The organism is Martelella sp. UBA3392, from assembly GCF_002358775.1.
Taxonomy (GTDB): domain Bacteria; phylum Pseudomonadota; class Alphaproteobacteria; order Rhizobiales; family Rhizobiaceae; genus Martelella; species Martelella mediterranea.
The window spans coordinates 1-13,889 of sequence record NZ_DEPM01000272.1 but is presented as its reverse complement, the minus strand read 5'-3'; the positions used below and the strand labels follow the sequence as shown (position 1 = coordinate 13,889).

General features: G+C 62.3%; 14 protein-coding genes and 1 other RNA gene. 9 read left to right on the top strand and 6 right to left on the bottom strand.

Translation table 11 applies throughout. The features are described from left to right. Positions 1-138: 138 nt before the first annotated feature. Positions 139-1,140, bottom strand: a complete 1,002-nt coding sequence (gene gap / locus B4E36_RS20970) for a type I glyceraldehyde-3-phosphate dehydrogenase (RefSeq protein WP_292052192.1) — start codon at positions 1,138-1,140, stop codon at positions 139-141. A gap of 211 nt (positions 1,141-1,351) precedes the next feature. After that, on the bottom strand, positions 1,352-3,334 hold the full coding sequence (gene tkt / locus B4E36_RS20965; RefSeq protein ID WP_292052194.1) for a transketolase: 1,983 nt from the start codon (positions 3,332-3,334) through the stop codon (positions 1,352-1,354). 458 nt (positions 3,335-3,792) lie between these two features. On the opposite strand from tkt, the gene B4E36_RS20960 reads away from it, so the two are divergent. The 5 genes from B4E36_RS20960 (at position 3,793) to B4E36_RS20940 (ending at position 6,257) form a co-directional block, all read left to right on the top strand. Beyond that, positions 3,793-4,074 carry a DUF4164 domain-containing protein gene (locus B4E36_RS20960; protein ID WP_026173800.1) on the top strand — a complete coding sequence of 94 codons (282 nt, stop codon included), beginning with the start codon at positions 3,793-3,795 and terminating at the stop codon, positions 4,072-4,074. An 11-nt stretch (positions 4,075-4,085) separates the two neighbouring features. Continuing rightward, positions 4,086-4,451: a cell division protein ZapA gene (locus B4E36_RS20955; protein WP_345900782.1), complete on the top strand. Its 366-nt coding sequence runs from the start codon at positions 4,086-4,088 to the stop codon at positions 4,449-4,451. A gap of 95 nt (positions 4,452-4,546) precedes the next feature. Beyond that, a non-coding RNA gene (gene ssrS / locus B4E36_RS20950) (6S RNA) lies at positions 4,547-4,710 on the top strand. Positions 4,711-4,732: 22 nt separating this feature from the next. Continuing rightward, the gene (locus B4E36_RS20945; protein ID WP_292052202.1) at positions 4,733-5,326 is read left to right on the top strand and encodes a 5-formyltetrahydrofolate cyclo-ligase; all 594 of its coding nucleotides are present in this window, start codon (positions 4,733-4,735) and stop codon (positions 5,324-5,326) included. 106 nt (positions 5,327-5,432) lie between these two features. After that, complete coding sequence (locus B4E36_RS20940; RefSeq protein ID WP_292052204.1) at positions 5,433-6,257, top strand: TIGR00282 family metallophosphoesterase; 825 nt, start codon at positions 5,433-5,435, stop codon at positions 6,255-6,257. 18 nt (positions 6,258-6,275) lie between these two features. Here the strand turns inward: B4E36_RS20940 and B4E36_RS20935 are convergent, their stop codons facing one another. After that, complete coding sequence (locus B4E36_RS20935; protein WP_345900781.1) at positions 6,276-7,037, bottom strand: glutaredoxin family protein; 762 nt, start codon at positions 7,035-7,037, stop codon at positions 6,276-6,278. Between the two features lie 187 nt (positions 7,038-7,224). Here B4E36_RS20935 and B4E36_RS20930 point away from each other — a divergent pair, with 187 nt between their 5' ends. Next, entirely contained in the window at positions 7,225-7,737 is a 513-nt protein-coding gene (locus tag B4E36_RS20930) for a DUF6790 family protein (protein WP_292052208.1), read from the top strand. A 56-nt stretch (positions 7,738-7,793) separates the two neighbouring features. Here the strand turns inward: B4E36_RS20930 and B4E36_RS20925 are convergent, their stop codons facing one another. Further along, positions 7,794-9,206 (bottom strand): DUF1254 domain-containing protein, encoded by a 1,413-nt coding sequence (locus tag B4E36_RS20925; RefSeq protein ID WP_292052210.1) that lies wholly within the window; start codon positions 9,204-9,206, stop codon positions 7,794-7,796. A gap of 227 nt (positions 9,207-9,433) precedes the next feature. On the opposite strand from B4E36_RS20925, the gene B4E36_RS20920 reads away from it, so the two are divergent. Further along, complete coding sequence (locus B4E36_RS20920) at positions 9,434-10,555, top strand: site-specific DNA-methyltransferase (protein ID WP_292051519.1); 1,122 nt, start codon at positions 9,434-9,436, stop codon at positions 10,553-10,555. Positions 10,556-10,715: 160 nt separating this feature from the next. Here B4E36_RS20920 and B4E36_RS20915 read toward each other — a convergent pair whose 3' ends face one another. Beyond that, complete coding sequence (locus tag B4E36_RS20915) at positions 10,716-11,330, bottom strand: HAD family hydrolase (RefSeq protein ID WP_292051521.1); 615 nt, start codon at positions 11,328-11,330, stop codon at positions 10,716-10,718. Further along, entirely contained in the window at positions 11,320-12,390 is a 1,071-nt protein-coding gene (gene mutY, locus B4E36_RS20910; RefSeq protein ID WP_292051524.1) for an A/G-specific adenine glycosylase, read from the bottom strand. The genes B4E36_RS20915 and mutY overlap by 11 nt, the downstream gene beginning before the upstream one ends. 101 nt (positions 12,391-12,491) lie before the next feature. Here mutY and B4E36_RS20905 point away from each other — a divergent pair, with 101 nt between their 5' ends. After that, positions 12,492-13,001, top strand: a complete 510-nt coding sequence (locus B4E36_RS20905) for a DUF721 domain-containing protein (RefSeq protein WP_292051526.1) — start codon at positions 12,492-12,494, stop codon at positions 12,999-13,001. A gap of 120 nt (positions 13,002-13,121) precedes the next feature. Beyond that, positions 13,122-13,784: a DsbA family protein gene (locus B4E36_RS20900; protein WP_292051527.1), complete on the top strand. Its 663-nt coding sequence runs from the start codon at positions 13,122-13,124 to the stop codon at positions 13,782-13,784. The last annotated feature ends 105 nt before the right edge of the window (positions 13,785-13,889 follow it).

The following is a 13,889-nucleotide window of genomic DNA, read 5'->3' as shown; positions in this document are numbered from 1 at the left end:
CGGACTTGATCCGAGCATCCAGGCCACACGATGAGCGCTGCTTGCACGCTCTGCCAGAGCCAACATCCCTTCGGGAATGTCCAACAAAAAGAGGCCGGGACGAACCCGGCCTCTGCATTCCGATAGGCTTCGCGAAGCTTACAGCAGCTTGCCCATGGCGACGGCGACGTCGCCCATGCGGTTGGAGAAGCCCCATTCATTGTCGTACCACGACAGGACGCGCACGAGCTTGCCTTCGAGAACCTTGGTCTGCAGACCGGAGAAGATCGAGGAGGCCGGGTCGTGGTTGAAGTCGCGGGAGACCAGCGGCTCTTCGCTGTATTCCAGAACGCCCTTCAGCTTGCCTTCGGCGGCTTCCTTGATCGCGGCGTTGACTTCTTCCTCGGTCACGTCGCGGGTCGGCACGAATTTCAGGTCGACGACCGAGACGTTCGGGGTCGGAACGCGGATCGAGGAACCGTCGAGCTTGCCCTTCAGTTCCGGAATGACGAGGCCGATCGCCTTGGCCGCGCCCGTCGAGGTCGGGATGATGGAGAGGGCCGCCGCGCGGGCGCGGTAGAGGTCCTTGTGCATCGTGTCCAGCGTCGGCTGGTCGCCGGTGTAGGAGTGGATCGTGGTCATGTAGCCACGCTCGATGCCGAACTTCTCATGCAGCACGTAGGCGACGGGCGCGAGGCAGTTGGTGGTGCACGAACCGTTGGAGACGATGATGTCGTCCTTGGTAAGCTGGTCGTGGTTGACGCCATAGACGATGGTCTTGTCTGCGCCGGCGGACGGTGCGGATACCAGAACGCGCTTCACGCCGCTCTGCAGCAGGATTTCCGCCTTTTCCTTGGCGGTGAAGATGCCGGTGCATTCCAGCGCGATATCGACGTCGCTCCAGGGCAGGTCCTTGGGGTCGCGAATGGCGGTCACGCGCATCGGGCCGCGGCCGGCGTCGATCGTGTCGCCATCTACCTTCACCTCATGGGGGAAACGGCCATGAACGGAGTCGTATTTCAGAAGGTGGGCGTTGGTTTCAACCGGGCCGAGATCGTTGATGGCAACGACTTCGATATCGGTGCGGCCGGATTCGATGATGGCGCGCAGAATGTTGCGGCCGATGCGGCCAAAGCCATTGATGGCAACTTTTACAGTCATGTCAGAAACTCCCTATTCGCGAATAGTTTCACAAAGTCCCAAGGCCGCACATCTCTGGAAGCTTCCGGGGAGGGAGCGGAGAAAACGGTCTTGCGAGGCCTCGGCCCCGATATAAACAGTTACGACCGGAATTTCAGCAAACAACTTTGGTTTACGGCATTTTCCGGCCTGCCGCCCGGTTTTGGAGCCGGGCGGCTTGCGGTTCGTCAAATCAGGCGCGCTTCTTTTCCACGGCCTTGACCACGGCATCGGCGGTGATGCCGAAATGCTCGAACAGCGCCTCGCCCTTGCCGGACGCGCCGTAGCCGGTCATGCCGATGAAGATGCCGTCCGAGCCGATGAACTGGTCCCAGCCCATGCGCACGCCGGCTTCGACGCCGACCTTGATCGGCGAATTGCCGATGATCGCCTTCTGGTAGTCTTCCGGCTGTTCGAAGAACAGTTCCATGCAGGGCACGGAAACGACGCGGGTGGAAATGCCCTTGCCGTCGAGCGTCTTCTGCGCCTCGACCGCGAGCCCCACTTCGGAGCCGGCGGCGAAGATCGTGACTTCGGCATCATTCGCCGGGATCAGATCATAGGCGCCGGTCGCGCACAGGTTCTTCTCGGTATATTTGGTGCGCACCGCCGGCAGGTTCTGGCGGGTCAGCGCGAGGCCCGAGGGGGCATGCTTGCTTTCCAGCGCGAGCTGCCAGCATTCGGCGGTTTCCATCGCATCGGCCGGGCGGAACATAAGAAGGTTCGGCACGGCGCGCAGCGAGGCCATCTGCTCGACCGGCTCGTGGGTCGGGCCATCCTCGCCGACGCCGATCGAATCATGCGTCCAGACATGGATGACGCGAATGCCCATCAGCGCCGCCAGGCGCACCGAGGTGCGGCAATAGTCGGAGAAGATCAGGAAGCCGCCGGAATAGGGGATCAGCCCGCCATGGAGCGCGATGCCGTTCATGGCAGCCGCCATGGCGTGCTCGCGGATGCCCCAATGCATGAACCGGCCGGAGAAGTCGTCCGGCGTGATCGGCGCGGTCTGGCTGGTATTGGTGTTGTTGGAGCCGGTCAGGTCGGCCGAGCCGCCGAAAGTTTCCGGCACAACACCATTGATGACTTCGAGCGCGTTCTGCGAGGATTTGCGCGAGGCGAGCGTCGGCTTCTCCTCGGCAAGCTCCTTCTTGTACTTCTGGATCGCACGGTCGAACGAGCCCGGCAGGTCGCCGGCGAAGCGGCGGTTGAATTCCGCCTTCACATCGGCCTTGGCGGCGTTGAGCTTCTTTTCCCACTCGACGCGGGTCTTGGTGGAGCGCAGGCCCGCGACGCGCCAGGCGTCGAGGATTTCCTCCGGAACCTCGAATGCCGGATATTCCCAGCCGAGCGCCTTGCGGGTCGCTGCGATTTCCTCGTCGCCGAGCGGCGAGCCGTGAACCTTGTTGGTGCCGGCCTTCTTGGGCGCGCCGTAACCGATCGTGGTCTTGCAGGCGATCAGGGTCGGCTTGTCGGACTTGTGCGCCTCTTCGATCGCGGCCGCGATCTCATCCGGATTGTGACCGTCGATATCGATCGTGTGCCAGTTGCAGGCCTTGAAGCGGGCGATCTGGTCGGTCGAATCGGAGAGCGAAACCGCGCCGTCGATGGTGATCGAGTTGTTGTCCCAGAACAGCACGAACTTGTTCAGCTTCAGGTGGCCGGCAAGCGAGATCGCCTCCTGGCTGATGCCTTCCATCAGGCAACCGTCGCCGCAAAGCGCATAGGTGTAATGGTCCATCAGCTCGTCGCCGAATTCATTGGCGAGCTTGCGTTCGGCGATCGCCATGCCAAGCGCATTGGCAATGCCCTGGCCGAGCGGACCGGTGGTGGTCTCGATGCCGGAGGCGTGGCCGTATTCGGGGTGACCGGCGGTCTTGGAGCCGAGTTGGCGGAAATTCTTGATATCCTCGATCGTCATGTCCTCGTAGCCGAGGAGATAGAGCAACGAGTAAAGCAGCATCGAGCCATGGCCGGCCGACAGCACGAAACGGTCGCGGTTCGGCCAGTCGGGGTTCTTGGGATCGAAGCGCATGAAGCGGGTGAACAGCACCGTCGCGACATCGGCCGCGCCCATCGGCAGGCCGGGATGGCCGGAATTGGCCTTCTGCACGGCATCCATGGAAAGGAAGCGGATCGCGTTGGCCATCCGGTTATGTTTATCAAGAGAAGTCATGTTCTTCTTCGCTTTTCTTGAGTCTGTGGGAATGACATCGGTCTTCGGGAGTGACACTGGTCGACGGATTACCGGCGAAATCGCCGGACGGCAATGCTGCCGCGAAAACTATTATGTTGATCCGGCCAATCAGGGCGGCCGTCCGCAGGCGCCCCCTTGCCCGGAAAACGCCGCGACCCTACACCATTTCATACGGGCCTGCCACCGCTTAATCGGCAAGTTTGCGGGCTTTGCGGCTGTGTCGCATTGGCCGGTCGAAAGGTGTGCCGCGGCAAATCGTAAATGTCGGCCGGCGGACCAAGTTTCCTATTGACAACTGCCGACCTGCGTTGACCTTTGCTGTTAGCTCTCCCTAAGATCATAATGATAATTAGAGCATCTTGGCGATTCGCTCCGGCGACGCGACGGTTTGTCGAAGATGCCGGGTCAAATTCCATCACGGGGTGGGGTTCTAAAGAATGGTCGCAAACACTGACCGGTTGGACGCGGCGCTGAGCGCGCTCGAAAAGGCATTTTCGACATTGGAAAATGCGCTCGACGCCCGCGCCGAAAACCTCCAGAACCGCGAGGAGCTCGAAAACGAGGTCCGGATCGTGCATGAGGACCGCGCGGGGCTCGCGCGCGAACTCGACCAGGCGCAGTTCCGCGCGAACCGGCTCGAGGAAGTCAACCGCGAGGTTTCCGGTCGGCTGGTGGCGGCAATGGAGACCATACGCTCCGTTCTCGCCCACGAAAAATAGGGGCGAGGCAGATGGCGCAAGTCACGGTCAATATCGATGGCAAGGCCTACCGAATGGCCTGCGAGGAAGGCCAGGAGGATCACCTGCTGGACCTCGCCGCCCGCTTCGATTCCTATATCTCCAACCTGCGCGGCAGTTTCGGCGAGATCGGCGATCTGCGCCTGACGGTGATGGCCGGGATCATGATCATGGATGAGCTTCACGATCTGCAGGCGGCGGTGGACGCCAATGCAGCGGAGCTTGCTGAATTGCGCCGCGCCGCCGGCTCGGCCGACGAAAACCGGGCGGCCGAGGCCGATGCGCTGGCCGACAGGCTGGAGAACCTCGCGGAGCGGATCACGACGCTCTCGCGCAAAGTCTCCGGCGTGTCGAAATAGACGCGGCCTTTGATGTGCCGACCGCTGCGGTGGCGGACGAAAATATAGCTATGCTTCCCCCTTCCAGCGGACGATGCGACACTCTATATAAGAGTTACGGTCTGCGCTTCTCGACAGGAATCAACACGAATCCCCGGGGCCTTACTCGATCCTAAGGGAGCTGTCCCTGACCTGGCCCGTGGGCTTGGTTATATGGCGCCCACCTACTTCTGTAGGCGCCCAGGATCCAACCGATTCCATCGGTTGCCGTGGACCGCACTTCTTACCGGGGGAGAACTCTCTTGGCCCTTCCCGCAAAACCCGAACTGCGCAGCGCGAGCCTGAAACGGCGCGACGCGCTGTCCGTCGACGCGCGGCAGGAGAAAAGCCTGGCGATCGCCACCCACGGCGCCGAGGCGCTGTCGCGGTTTGCCGCCGGCAAGTGCGTTGCCGCCTATCACCCGATCCGTTCCGAAGTCGATGTCGCGCTGCTCGCCCACATGCTGGAGGATGCCGGCGCGCGGCTTGCGCTTCCCGCTGTCATCGACCGCGAGACCATCGTCTTCCGCGCCCATAGTGCTGCCGGGACGCTGGTGCCCGGCGGCTTCGGCACAATGGCGCCGGGGGAGGAGGCGGAGATCGTCGATCCGGATATTCTGCTGATGCCGCTTTCCGTGTTCGACCGGCGGGGCAACCGCATCGGCTATGGCGCCGGCCATTATGACCGCGCGATCGAACGGCTGGTTGCAAAGGGCCGCAAGCCGCTGCTGATCGCCGTCGCCTTCGATCTTCAGGAGGCGCCGGCAGTGCCCGCCGAAGCCCATGACATGCCGCTCGACGGCGTGATCACCGAGACGGGGCTTGCCTGGTTCTGCGATCCGCCGGAAGGCTTCTGAGCCGCCGCGCGCGCTTTCGCGGCACAAAATCATTGCCATGACCGCCTCAACGGCTCTAAACCGGCCGCAAAACCAATGCGCGGCGCGCGCGGCAGGATGGAATTTCATGCGTTTGCTTTTTCTGGGGGACATGGTCGGCAAGACGGGGCGCACGGCGGTGTGGGAGCGGCTACCCGGCCTGATCAGCGATCTGAAGCTCGATTTCGTGATCGTCAATGGCGAGAATGCGGCCGGCGGATTCGGCATCACCGAGACGATCTTCCAGGACACGATCGATGCCGGCGCCGATGTGGTGACCACTGGTAACCATGTCTGGGACCAGAAGGACGCCATCATCTTCGCCGACCGGCATGAGCAGTTTCTGCGCCCCGCTAATTATCCGGCAGGCACGCCCGGGCGCGGCTCATCGCTCTATTACGCCAGAAACGGCGCGCGGGTTCTTGTCGCCAACATCATGGGCCGGGTGTTCATGCATCCCGAGCTGGACGATCCCTTCAAGGCCGCCGAGACAATCCTGGAAGCCTGCCCGCTGAAGAGCGAGGCCGATGCGATCGTGTTCGATTTCCATGCCGAGGCGACCAGCGAGAAACAGGCCTTCGGTCATTTCGTCGATGGCCGCGCCAGCCTCGTCGTCGGCACCCACACCCATGTACCGACCGCCGATTGCCAGATTCTCAACGGCGGCACCGGCTTCATGTCGGATGCCGGCATGTGCGGCGATTACGATTCTTCGCTGGGTATGGACAAGGAAGAACCGCTCAACCGCTTCATCTCGAAAATGAACAAGTCCCGCTTCGAAGCCGCCACCGGCCCGGCCACCATCTGCGGGCTTGGCGTCGAGATATCGGATCGCACGGGACTGGCGGAAAAGATCGCGCCGCTCAGGCTCGGGCCGCGGCTTGAGGAAACGGTGCCTGCCTTCTGGGCGTAGCGGGAACGGGCGTTTGGCTCAAGCGCCCAGAAGGAATCGGCCGCCCATCCACAGGCCCATCAGGATCATCATCAGGTTCTCGGTCAGCGAGATGAAGCCCAGCGGAACGGAGGAATTGCCGCCGACGCAGGCGCATTTCAGTTCGCGCTTGTCGATATAGACCGCCTTGAACACGCTGACCGCGCCCACCGTCCCGATGAAAAGCGCCACCGGCGCCGAAAGCCAGGGCAGCAGACCGGCGGTCATCAATATGCCCGCAAGAGCCTCGCCATAGGGGTAGACCTTGCCATAGGGCACAAAGCGTCTCGCGAGCAGATCATAGTTCAGGAACATGATCGAGAACTGTTCCACATCCTGCAGTTTCTGGATCGCGAGGATCGTCATCGAAAGCGAGATGAACCAGATCACGGTCTGCCATGTCAGGACGGTGCCGTACTGGTGAAGGGCAAGGCCCAGCGCGAGCAGGGCCGCGACCGAAAAGATCGCGATCACCGGGCGATAGCTTGTATCGGATTGCTCTTCCTTGGGCGGGTCGACGCCGAGAAACACCCTGAGATCGTCATAGCCGCCGATCCGCTCGCCGTCGATAAAGGTCTGCGGCGTTGTTTCGACATCATGCTCGCGCTGAAAGGCATCGGTTTCCTCGCGCGTCTTCAGATGGTGATCTTCGACCCGATAGCCGTGCCGCTCCAGCATGTCCTTGGATTTCAGGCCATAGGGGCAGATGTGATCGGGCATCACCATCCGGTAAAGTCTGGCGGTTTTCTTATTCTCGGCCATTCCTTCCCTCCAATGCTTCAGGCATTTTGGCCGTGTCCGTCACAGAGATTGGGAAACGGCTCTTTTACGTCCAACGAAGCGCCCCCGTTTATGTTCCCGGGGCGGCGAAAGCCGATTTTCAGACACACCGTCCGGCGCTATCATGCGGCCGGGCGCCGTGCTGGGCGGCGGAGAGAGGGAGGGCCGGATGGCCGCTGCGATCACCTTTGCGCTTTCGAACTTCACATTGACCTGCTTCGTCTTCGGCCTGGTCGCCGCGGCGATCGCGCTTGCCGCGCAGCGGCCGCCGCGTCCGCAAGGCGCCGTGGTCGAGGCCTTGCTCGCCTGGTTCCTGTTCTTCTCGATCGGCGTCTCGCTGTTCTACAACTTCGTCATGCATGTCTTCTTCGGCAAGATGACGGCCTCGTTCATCGGCTGGGCGGACAGCCCTTTCCAGGCGGAGGTCGGCTATGCAAGCCTCGGCTTCGCCGTGGTCGGGTTCATGGCCTTTGCCGGCAATCGCGGCCTCAGGATGGCCGCGATCGTCGGCCCCACCTGCTTTCTCTGGGGGGCTGCGGTCGGCCACGTGATCGATATGGTGCGCTCCCACAATTTCGCGCCGGGCAATGCCGGCGTCGTGTTCTGGACCGATATCCTGCTGCCGGTCTTCGGGCTCGCACTGCTGGCGATGAGCCGGGAGGGGGCGCATCGGTCTGCTTGAACGCGCCGGTCTGAACGGACCGCGGCTACGTCGCGAAGACCCGGCCGCCTGTTGCGCTAGCCCTTCTGGGGGATGATCCCGGGCGGTTGCCAGTCGCCGTCGAGGACGGCCTGTTTCGGCCAGTAGATGCGCATCGCGACATAAAAGGACCCGTCAGGCGCGGGCAACCAGTTGGCCTTTTTCGCGGGGTCCGTCGGCGCGTCCTTCTGGAGGTAGAGGGTGAGCGAGCCGTCGGCGTTCTTGGTCAGTTCCGGCAGCATCGGCGCGTTGATGAGATAGCGGTCGATCGGGTTGGGCACGAGGTGCTGGGTCTTGCCGTCATACATGGTGACTGACCAGAAGGCGTTGGCGGGCGGCAGTTCGCCGGGCTTGAAGGTGATGGTGTAATCCGATTTCGAGCCGTCCAGTCTGTTGTGGTCGATGTCGATATTGGTGATCGGATAGACCGCCTCGGCGGTATCATTAGCGAGAAGACCCGCGACGGCGACGGCCGCGCGCAGGCCCCAATTGCCGGCATAGCCATCGCGGTTGCCCTGAATGCCCGTGCTTACGCTCCAGCCGTTTTCGATCTTGCCCATGGATTTGATCGCGTTTGCGATGTCGGCGCGGGCGGCCTTCACGCCTTGCTCGATCGCTGCAAGTTCGGCTTCGCTGACGCCGGCCGGCGGGAACGGCTTGCCGGCTCCCAGCCCGATACTGGCGAATTTTTCGCGCAGCGGCTGTTCCACGGCCGCAGGGCCGGTCGCCGGGGCGAACTGAAGCAGGAAGGCGAGATAGCCGAGGGGATTTTCCTTCGCCGACTGGTCATCGATCTTCGGCCAGTCAATGGCGGGCGCCGGCGCGGGCGCTGCTTCGCCGAGGAATGCGGAAAGCGGCTCCACAGTATAGCCGGCCTGGACCTTGCGGACATTGTCGATGTCGGCCGGGTTGAAAAGCTGGGTGCGGTAGAGCGCGGTCGCGAATTCGGTCTCGGACTGGAACACCTTGGCGATACCCTTCGGCGCATCGCCCTTCCAATCGGGACCGGCAACGGCATAGCAGGCGGTGTCATTGCCGGTGGCGCGCGAGCCGATATAGCCAAAATTGAAGGTGTAGAGCGATGTCAGCATCACCGAGTAGTAGCGGTCCTCGTCGATTGCCGGCACGCACAGCACCAGCGGCTCGGCGCGCAGGTCCATCCACAGTTCGGAATAGGGCGTGTCGCTGTTGGGTGTGACGATCGAGGTGTCGGCCGGAGTGAACACGTTGGATTCATTGTGCAGCGTGTTGAACGGCGCCTTGAACTGCGAACCGTTCGTATCGATCGCCTGGTCGTACATCAGCTTGTAGAGGTCCACCATCGGCAGGCCGTAGACGGTGGCCTGCTCGGCGATGACGGCGGTATCATTGGGTTCGTCGGCAGCAAGGCCGCTGACCGGGGCAAGAAGAAGGCCTGCGCTTGCAAAGCCTGTGATGAAGGGCTTGTACATCTGTATCTCCTGTTGCGCACAGTGCCATCGCAAGCTGCGCGTGCCGGCGGCGGTTTCAATCCGGGCCTCTATACAACCTGAAATATGAATACAGCATGTCCATACACTTGTGATGCGGGAAAAGCAGGCCGCGACATTTTTGCGCGGGCTTCAGGCTTTGGTAACCAAACTCGCGGAGAATCCGCTTCGTCACCAGTTTTCGAGTACGTGTAACAAGCGAGTATCACATGGTTCCGGTTTCCGCCCTTCAGGCAAAGGCGGCGCGTCCCGCGCCGTGGCTCGACACCATCATCAAGGGCGATTGCGTCGCGGCGCTTGAAAACCTGCCCGATCACTCGGTCGACGCGATCTTCGCCGATCCGCCGTATAACCTCCAGCTTGGCGGCGTGCTTCATCGCCCCGACCAGTCGAAGGTCGATGCCGTCGACGACGCCTGGGACCAGTTCGCCTCGTTCGAGGTCTATGATGCCTTCACCCGCGCCTGGCTCTTGGCCTGCAAGCGGGTGCTGAAGCCGACCGGCACGATCTGGGTGATCGGCTCCTATCACAACATCTTCCGCGTCGGCGCCAAGATGCAGGATCTCGGATTCTGGATCCTGAACGACATTGTCTGGCGCAAGACCAATCCGATGCCGAATTTCAAGGGCCGCCGGTTCCAGAACGCGCATGAGACCATGATCTGGGCGAGCCCCAATTCGGAAACCAAGGGCTATACCTTCAATTACGACGCGATGAAGGCGGCCAATGACGATGTGCAGATGCGCTCCGACTGGCTGTTTCCGATCTGCTCGGGCGGCGAGCGGCTGAAGGATGACGAGGGCCGCAAGGTCCATCCGACCCAGAAGCCGGAGGCGCTCTTGTCGCGCATCATCCTGTCCTCCACGAAGCCCGGCGATGTCGTGCTCGATCCATTCTTCGGCTCCGGCACCACCGGCGCGGTCGCCAAGAGGCTTGGCCGTCATTTCGTCGGCGTGGAACGGGAGCAGGACTATATCGACGCCGCGCAGGCGCGCATCGACGCGATCGATCCGCTTGCGGCGGACATGCTGAAGCCGCTGCCGAGCAAGAAATCACTGCCCCGGGTCGCCTTCGTCTCGCTGATCGAGAGCGGCCTGCTTTCGCCCGGCGACCGCCTGACGTCGCCCAAGGGCGACCATGTGGCGCTGGTGCGCGCCGACGGGACGCTGGTCAGCGGCCAGACCGCCGGCTCGATCCACCGGCTGGGCGCTCAGGTGCAGGGCGCGGAGGCCTGCAATGGCTGGACCTTCTGGCATTACGAGGAGGCCGGAAAGCGGCATCCGATCGACCGGCTGCGCGGCGAGATACGCGCGGCGACCGCCGAAATCTGAGGCCTCGCAAAATACAACCTATATTAGCGAGAGTGCAACTAAGTATAGAATTTGTTTAGCATTATCGTTTATCGGTTGTTAGGCAAACCCTGCACAAGGCGTCCTGACCTCCAGATAAGACGCATCCTTCGGGCCCGGTCCCTGCCGGGCCCGAAATCTTTCATACGGTAATGCCGTAGCGGGCCAGATCGCGTTCCAGCTGGGCGGCGTCGATGAAGCGGATGCCGTGCCATCCGGCGGTCTTCGCGCCCTCGATATTTTCCGCCTTGTCATCGATGAACAGCGTCGCCTCCGGCGTCAGGCCGAAGGTCTCGGCATGGCGCTCGAAGATGTCGCGGTCGGGCTTGACCATGCCAATCTCGCCGGAAACCGTGATCCCCCGGCCTTCCTCCAGAAACGGATAGCGCGCGCGGCAGATCGTGAAGGTGTCGGGCGCAAAATTGGTCAGCAGGGTGACATCATGCTTTGAGGCAGCGAGCTTGCGGAACAGGGCCACGGAATCATCATAGCAATGGGGGATCATCTCTTCCCAGTTGGCGCGGAAGGCGCGGATATTGTCGGCCTCTTCCGGATGGCGGGCAATCGCCTCGGCCTCGGCTTCTGCCCAAGGGCGGCCGCGATCCTGCTCGTGGTTCCAGGCATTGGTGCAGACTTCCGCGAAGAACCGGTTCCGCTTTTCCTCGTCCGGGATGATGCGCTTGAACGGGATCAGCGGGTCGTAATGCACCAGAACCTGGCCGATGTCGTAGACGATATGGCGAATTTCAGCGGTCATGGGATCTCCGTTTGAATGCATCGGGTATGGCCTTGGAAATGGCCTTCTTCATTACACTGGGAAGCGCTTTTTCGCCAAGCCCGCTTTCCCATCGCCCGCCCTCGATGGGCCGTTCCGACGTCAGAGCGTGCCAGACGGAAAGCCGCAGTTCGAAATGGGTGAAAACGTGGGTGATCTCACCCGCATGGCTCCACTCGGCGGCGAAAGGGGCGGCGTCGCTGCCGGTCTCGCCATCCTGGCGAGCCGTCCAGCCTGTGGTCGGCGGTTCCGCCATGCCGCCGAGGAGTCCCGCTTCGGGCCGGGTGCGCAGCAGCACGCGACCATCCGGCGTTTCGGCCACGAAGGCCGCGCCCCGGCGCACCGGTCGTGCGGCTTTCGGCATCTTCAGCGGAAACCGCTCGGGATCGTCATTGGCCAGCGCCAGACAGTGCGCGCGGAACGGACAGAGCGCGCAGGCCGGTCGCTTCGGCGTGCAGATCGTGGCGCCCAGATCCATCATCGCCTGGGCGAAGTCGCCGGGCCGTTCGCGCGGCGTCAGCTTGGCGGTCCATGAGCGGATTTCAGGCTTGGCGGCGGGTAGCGGCGTCTCGATCGCGAAAAGCCTTGTGACCACGCGCTCGACATTGCCGTCCACCACGGTTTCCGGGCGGTCGAAGGCGATCGCGGCGATTGCGGCGGCGGTGTAATCGCCGATGCCGGGCAGCGCCTTCAGCCCTTCTAACGTGTCGGGAAACACGCCGCCATGCTCGCGGGCCACCGTTTCGGCGCATTTCTTCAGGTTGCGGGCGCGGGCGTAGTAACCGAGCCCGGCCCAGGCGGCCATGACTTCGTCGGTTTCGGCGGCGGCGAGGTCTTCGACCCTCGGCCAGCGGGCGAGGAATTTTTCGTAATAGGCCTTTACCGCCTGCACCGTGGTCTGCTGCAGCATGATCTCGGAGAGCCAGACATGGTAGGGATCGGCTCTTTCGCCCTTCAATCGGTCGCCGGGGCCGGTCCGCCAGGGCAGGTCGCGGTGGTGGCGGTCGTACCAGGTAAGCAGGTCGTAAGAAAAGTGGTCCATGAAATTCCGGTGCTGCGCTTTTTCATCTGATCGCGTACAGTGCCAGACCGAAACGGGCAATATCTGTCGCCCGTTTTCATGTTCCGTGTCGAGAAAGCCCCATGCGTCCCACTCGTTCCAGAAGCGCCAGCCAGATTGCCGATGTCGCCAACAGCCTCATCGATCCGATCCTCGCAAAACGCGCCGGCATTTCCACCGCCCTTCTCAATGCCTGGCCGGAGATCGCCGGCGAGACCTATGCCGAGTTCTCCCGTCCCGAAAAGATCGCCTGGCCGAAGCGGAACGGCGCAAACGAGGATGGCGGTTTCAAGCCGGGGACGCTGACGATCGCCTGCGAGGGTGCGCGGGTTCTGTTTCTCACCCACGCCCAGGACGAGCTGATCCACCGGGTCAACGGCTTCTTCGGCTATGTGGCGATCGAGCGGGTGAGGGTGGTTCAAAAGCCGGTGCAGCCGCTCGGCGGACATCATCGCCCGAAGCCTACGCTGTCACCGTCCGAAACGCGGGATCTGGAGGCCCGGCTCGCAGGCATCGAATCCGAGGCGCTGAGGAAGGCGATCATGCGGCTCGGCGCCGGCGTTATGAGTGAGAAGCGCAACAAGCGTCGCTAGTTCAGGCGTCGTTCAGCATGCTCCGGTCACATTTCTTTGAAGCCTTGGCGCGGCGGGCGGCTTGTGGATTCTGGCCGCGGTCGCTAGTGAGAGTTACGGGAAACAGACGAGGTACAGGATATGCCTGAATTCGAGATCACAAAGCGGAACCTGCTGCGCGGCGCGGCTGTCGGCGCGGCCATCGGCACGATGGGTTTTTCCGCGGCACATGCGCAGGACCTGCCGAAGAGCCAGGGCAGCGTCGATATGGACAAGGCGCTTGAGCCCGGCAGCCTTCCCGAGATCGCACTCGGCGAACCTGATGCGCCGGTCAAGATCATCGAATACATGTCCATGACCTGCCCGCACTGCGCCAAGTATCAGGAAGATACCTTTCCGGCGATCAAGGAGAACTTCATCGATACCGGCAAGGTCTATTATATCTTCCGCGAATTCCCCTTCGACCCGCGCGCCATGGCCGCCTTCATGCTCGCCCGCTGCACGCCCAACGACAAGTATCTGCCGTTCATCGACATGATGTTCCAGCAGCAGCGCACATGGGCAACGGCGGAAGACGGCAGCGCCGCCATGCTGCAAATGGCGAAACTCGCCGGTTTTACACAGGAAAGCTTTCAGGCTTGCTTGACGGACCAGAAGCTGCTTGATGACATTAATGCAGTCAGAACGCGCGGTGCGGATGAATTCGGGGTCAACGCCACGCCGACCTTCCTGATCAACGGAAAGAAATATGCGGGGGATATGTCGGTTGACACCATGTCGGCCCTCATCAACAGCATGCTTTGACCGTACGTTCGAAGAGTTTCGGGCGCGCGCCAGCGATGGCGCGCGCTTTTTTGCGTTTGGGCGAATGTATTTGGCCTTGCTGCTTGCTCCCAATATTCTCTCCCG

What these genes read in the sequence shown, in the direction of transcription:
- gap (WP_292052192.1), bottom strand. Translation starts at nt 1,140, where the DNA reads ATGACTGTAAAAGTTGCCATCAATGGCTTTGGCCGCATCGGCCGCAAC.
- tkt (WP_292052194.1), bottom strand. Translation starts at nt 3,334, where the DNA reads ATGACTTCTCTTGATAAACATAACCGGATGGCCAACGCGATCCGCTTC.
- B4E36_RS20960 (WP_026173800.1), top strand. Translation starts at nt 3,793, where the DNA reads ATGGTCGCAAACACTGACCGGTTGGACGCGGCGCTGAGCGCGCTCGAA.
- B4E36_RS20955 (WP_345900782.1), top strand. Translation starts at nt 4,086, where the DNA reads ATGGCGCAAGTCACGGTCAATATCGATGGCAAGGCCTACCGAATGGCC.
- B4E36_RS20940 (WP_292052204.1), top strand. Translation starts at nt 5,433, where the DNA reads ATGCGTTTGCTTTTTCTGGGGGACATGGTCGGCAAGACGGGGCGCACG.
- B4E36_RS20935 (WP_345900781.1), bottom strand. Translation starts at nt 7,037, where the DNA reads ATGGCCGAGAATAAGAAAACCGCCAGACTTTACCGGATGGTGATGCCC.
- B4E36_RS20930 (WP_292052208.1), top strand. Translation starts at nt 7,225, where the DNA reads ATGGCCGCTGCGATCACCTTTGCGCTTTCGAACTTCACATTGACCTGC.
- B4E36_RS20925 (WP_292052210.1), bottom strand. Translation starts at nt 9,206, where the DNA reads ATGTACAAGCCCTTCATCACAGGCTTTGCAAGCGCAGGCCTTCTTCTT.
- B4E36_RS20920 (WP_292051519.1), top strand. Translation starts at nt 9,434, where the DNA reads ATGGTTCCGGTTTCCGCCCTTCAGGCAAAGGCGGCGCGTCCCGCGCCG.
- B4E36_RS20915 (WP_292051521.1), bottom strand. Translation starts at nt 11,330, where the DNA reads ATGACCGCTGAAATTCGCCATATCGTCTACGACATCGGCCAGGTTCTG.
- mutY (WP_292051524.1), bottom strand. Translation starts at nt 12,390, where the DNA reads ATGGACCACTTTTCTTACGACCTGCTTACCTGGTACGACCGCCACCAC.
- B4E36_RS20905 (WP_292051526.1), top strand. Translation starts at nt 12,492, where the DNA reads ATGCGTCCCACTCGTTCCAGAAGCGCCAGCCAGATTGCCGATGTCGCC.
- B4E36_RS20900 (WP_292051527.1), top strand. Translation starts at nt 13,122, where the DNA reads ATGCCTGAATTCGAGATCACAAAGCGGAACCTGCTGCGCGGCGCGGCT.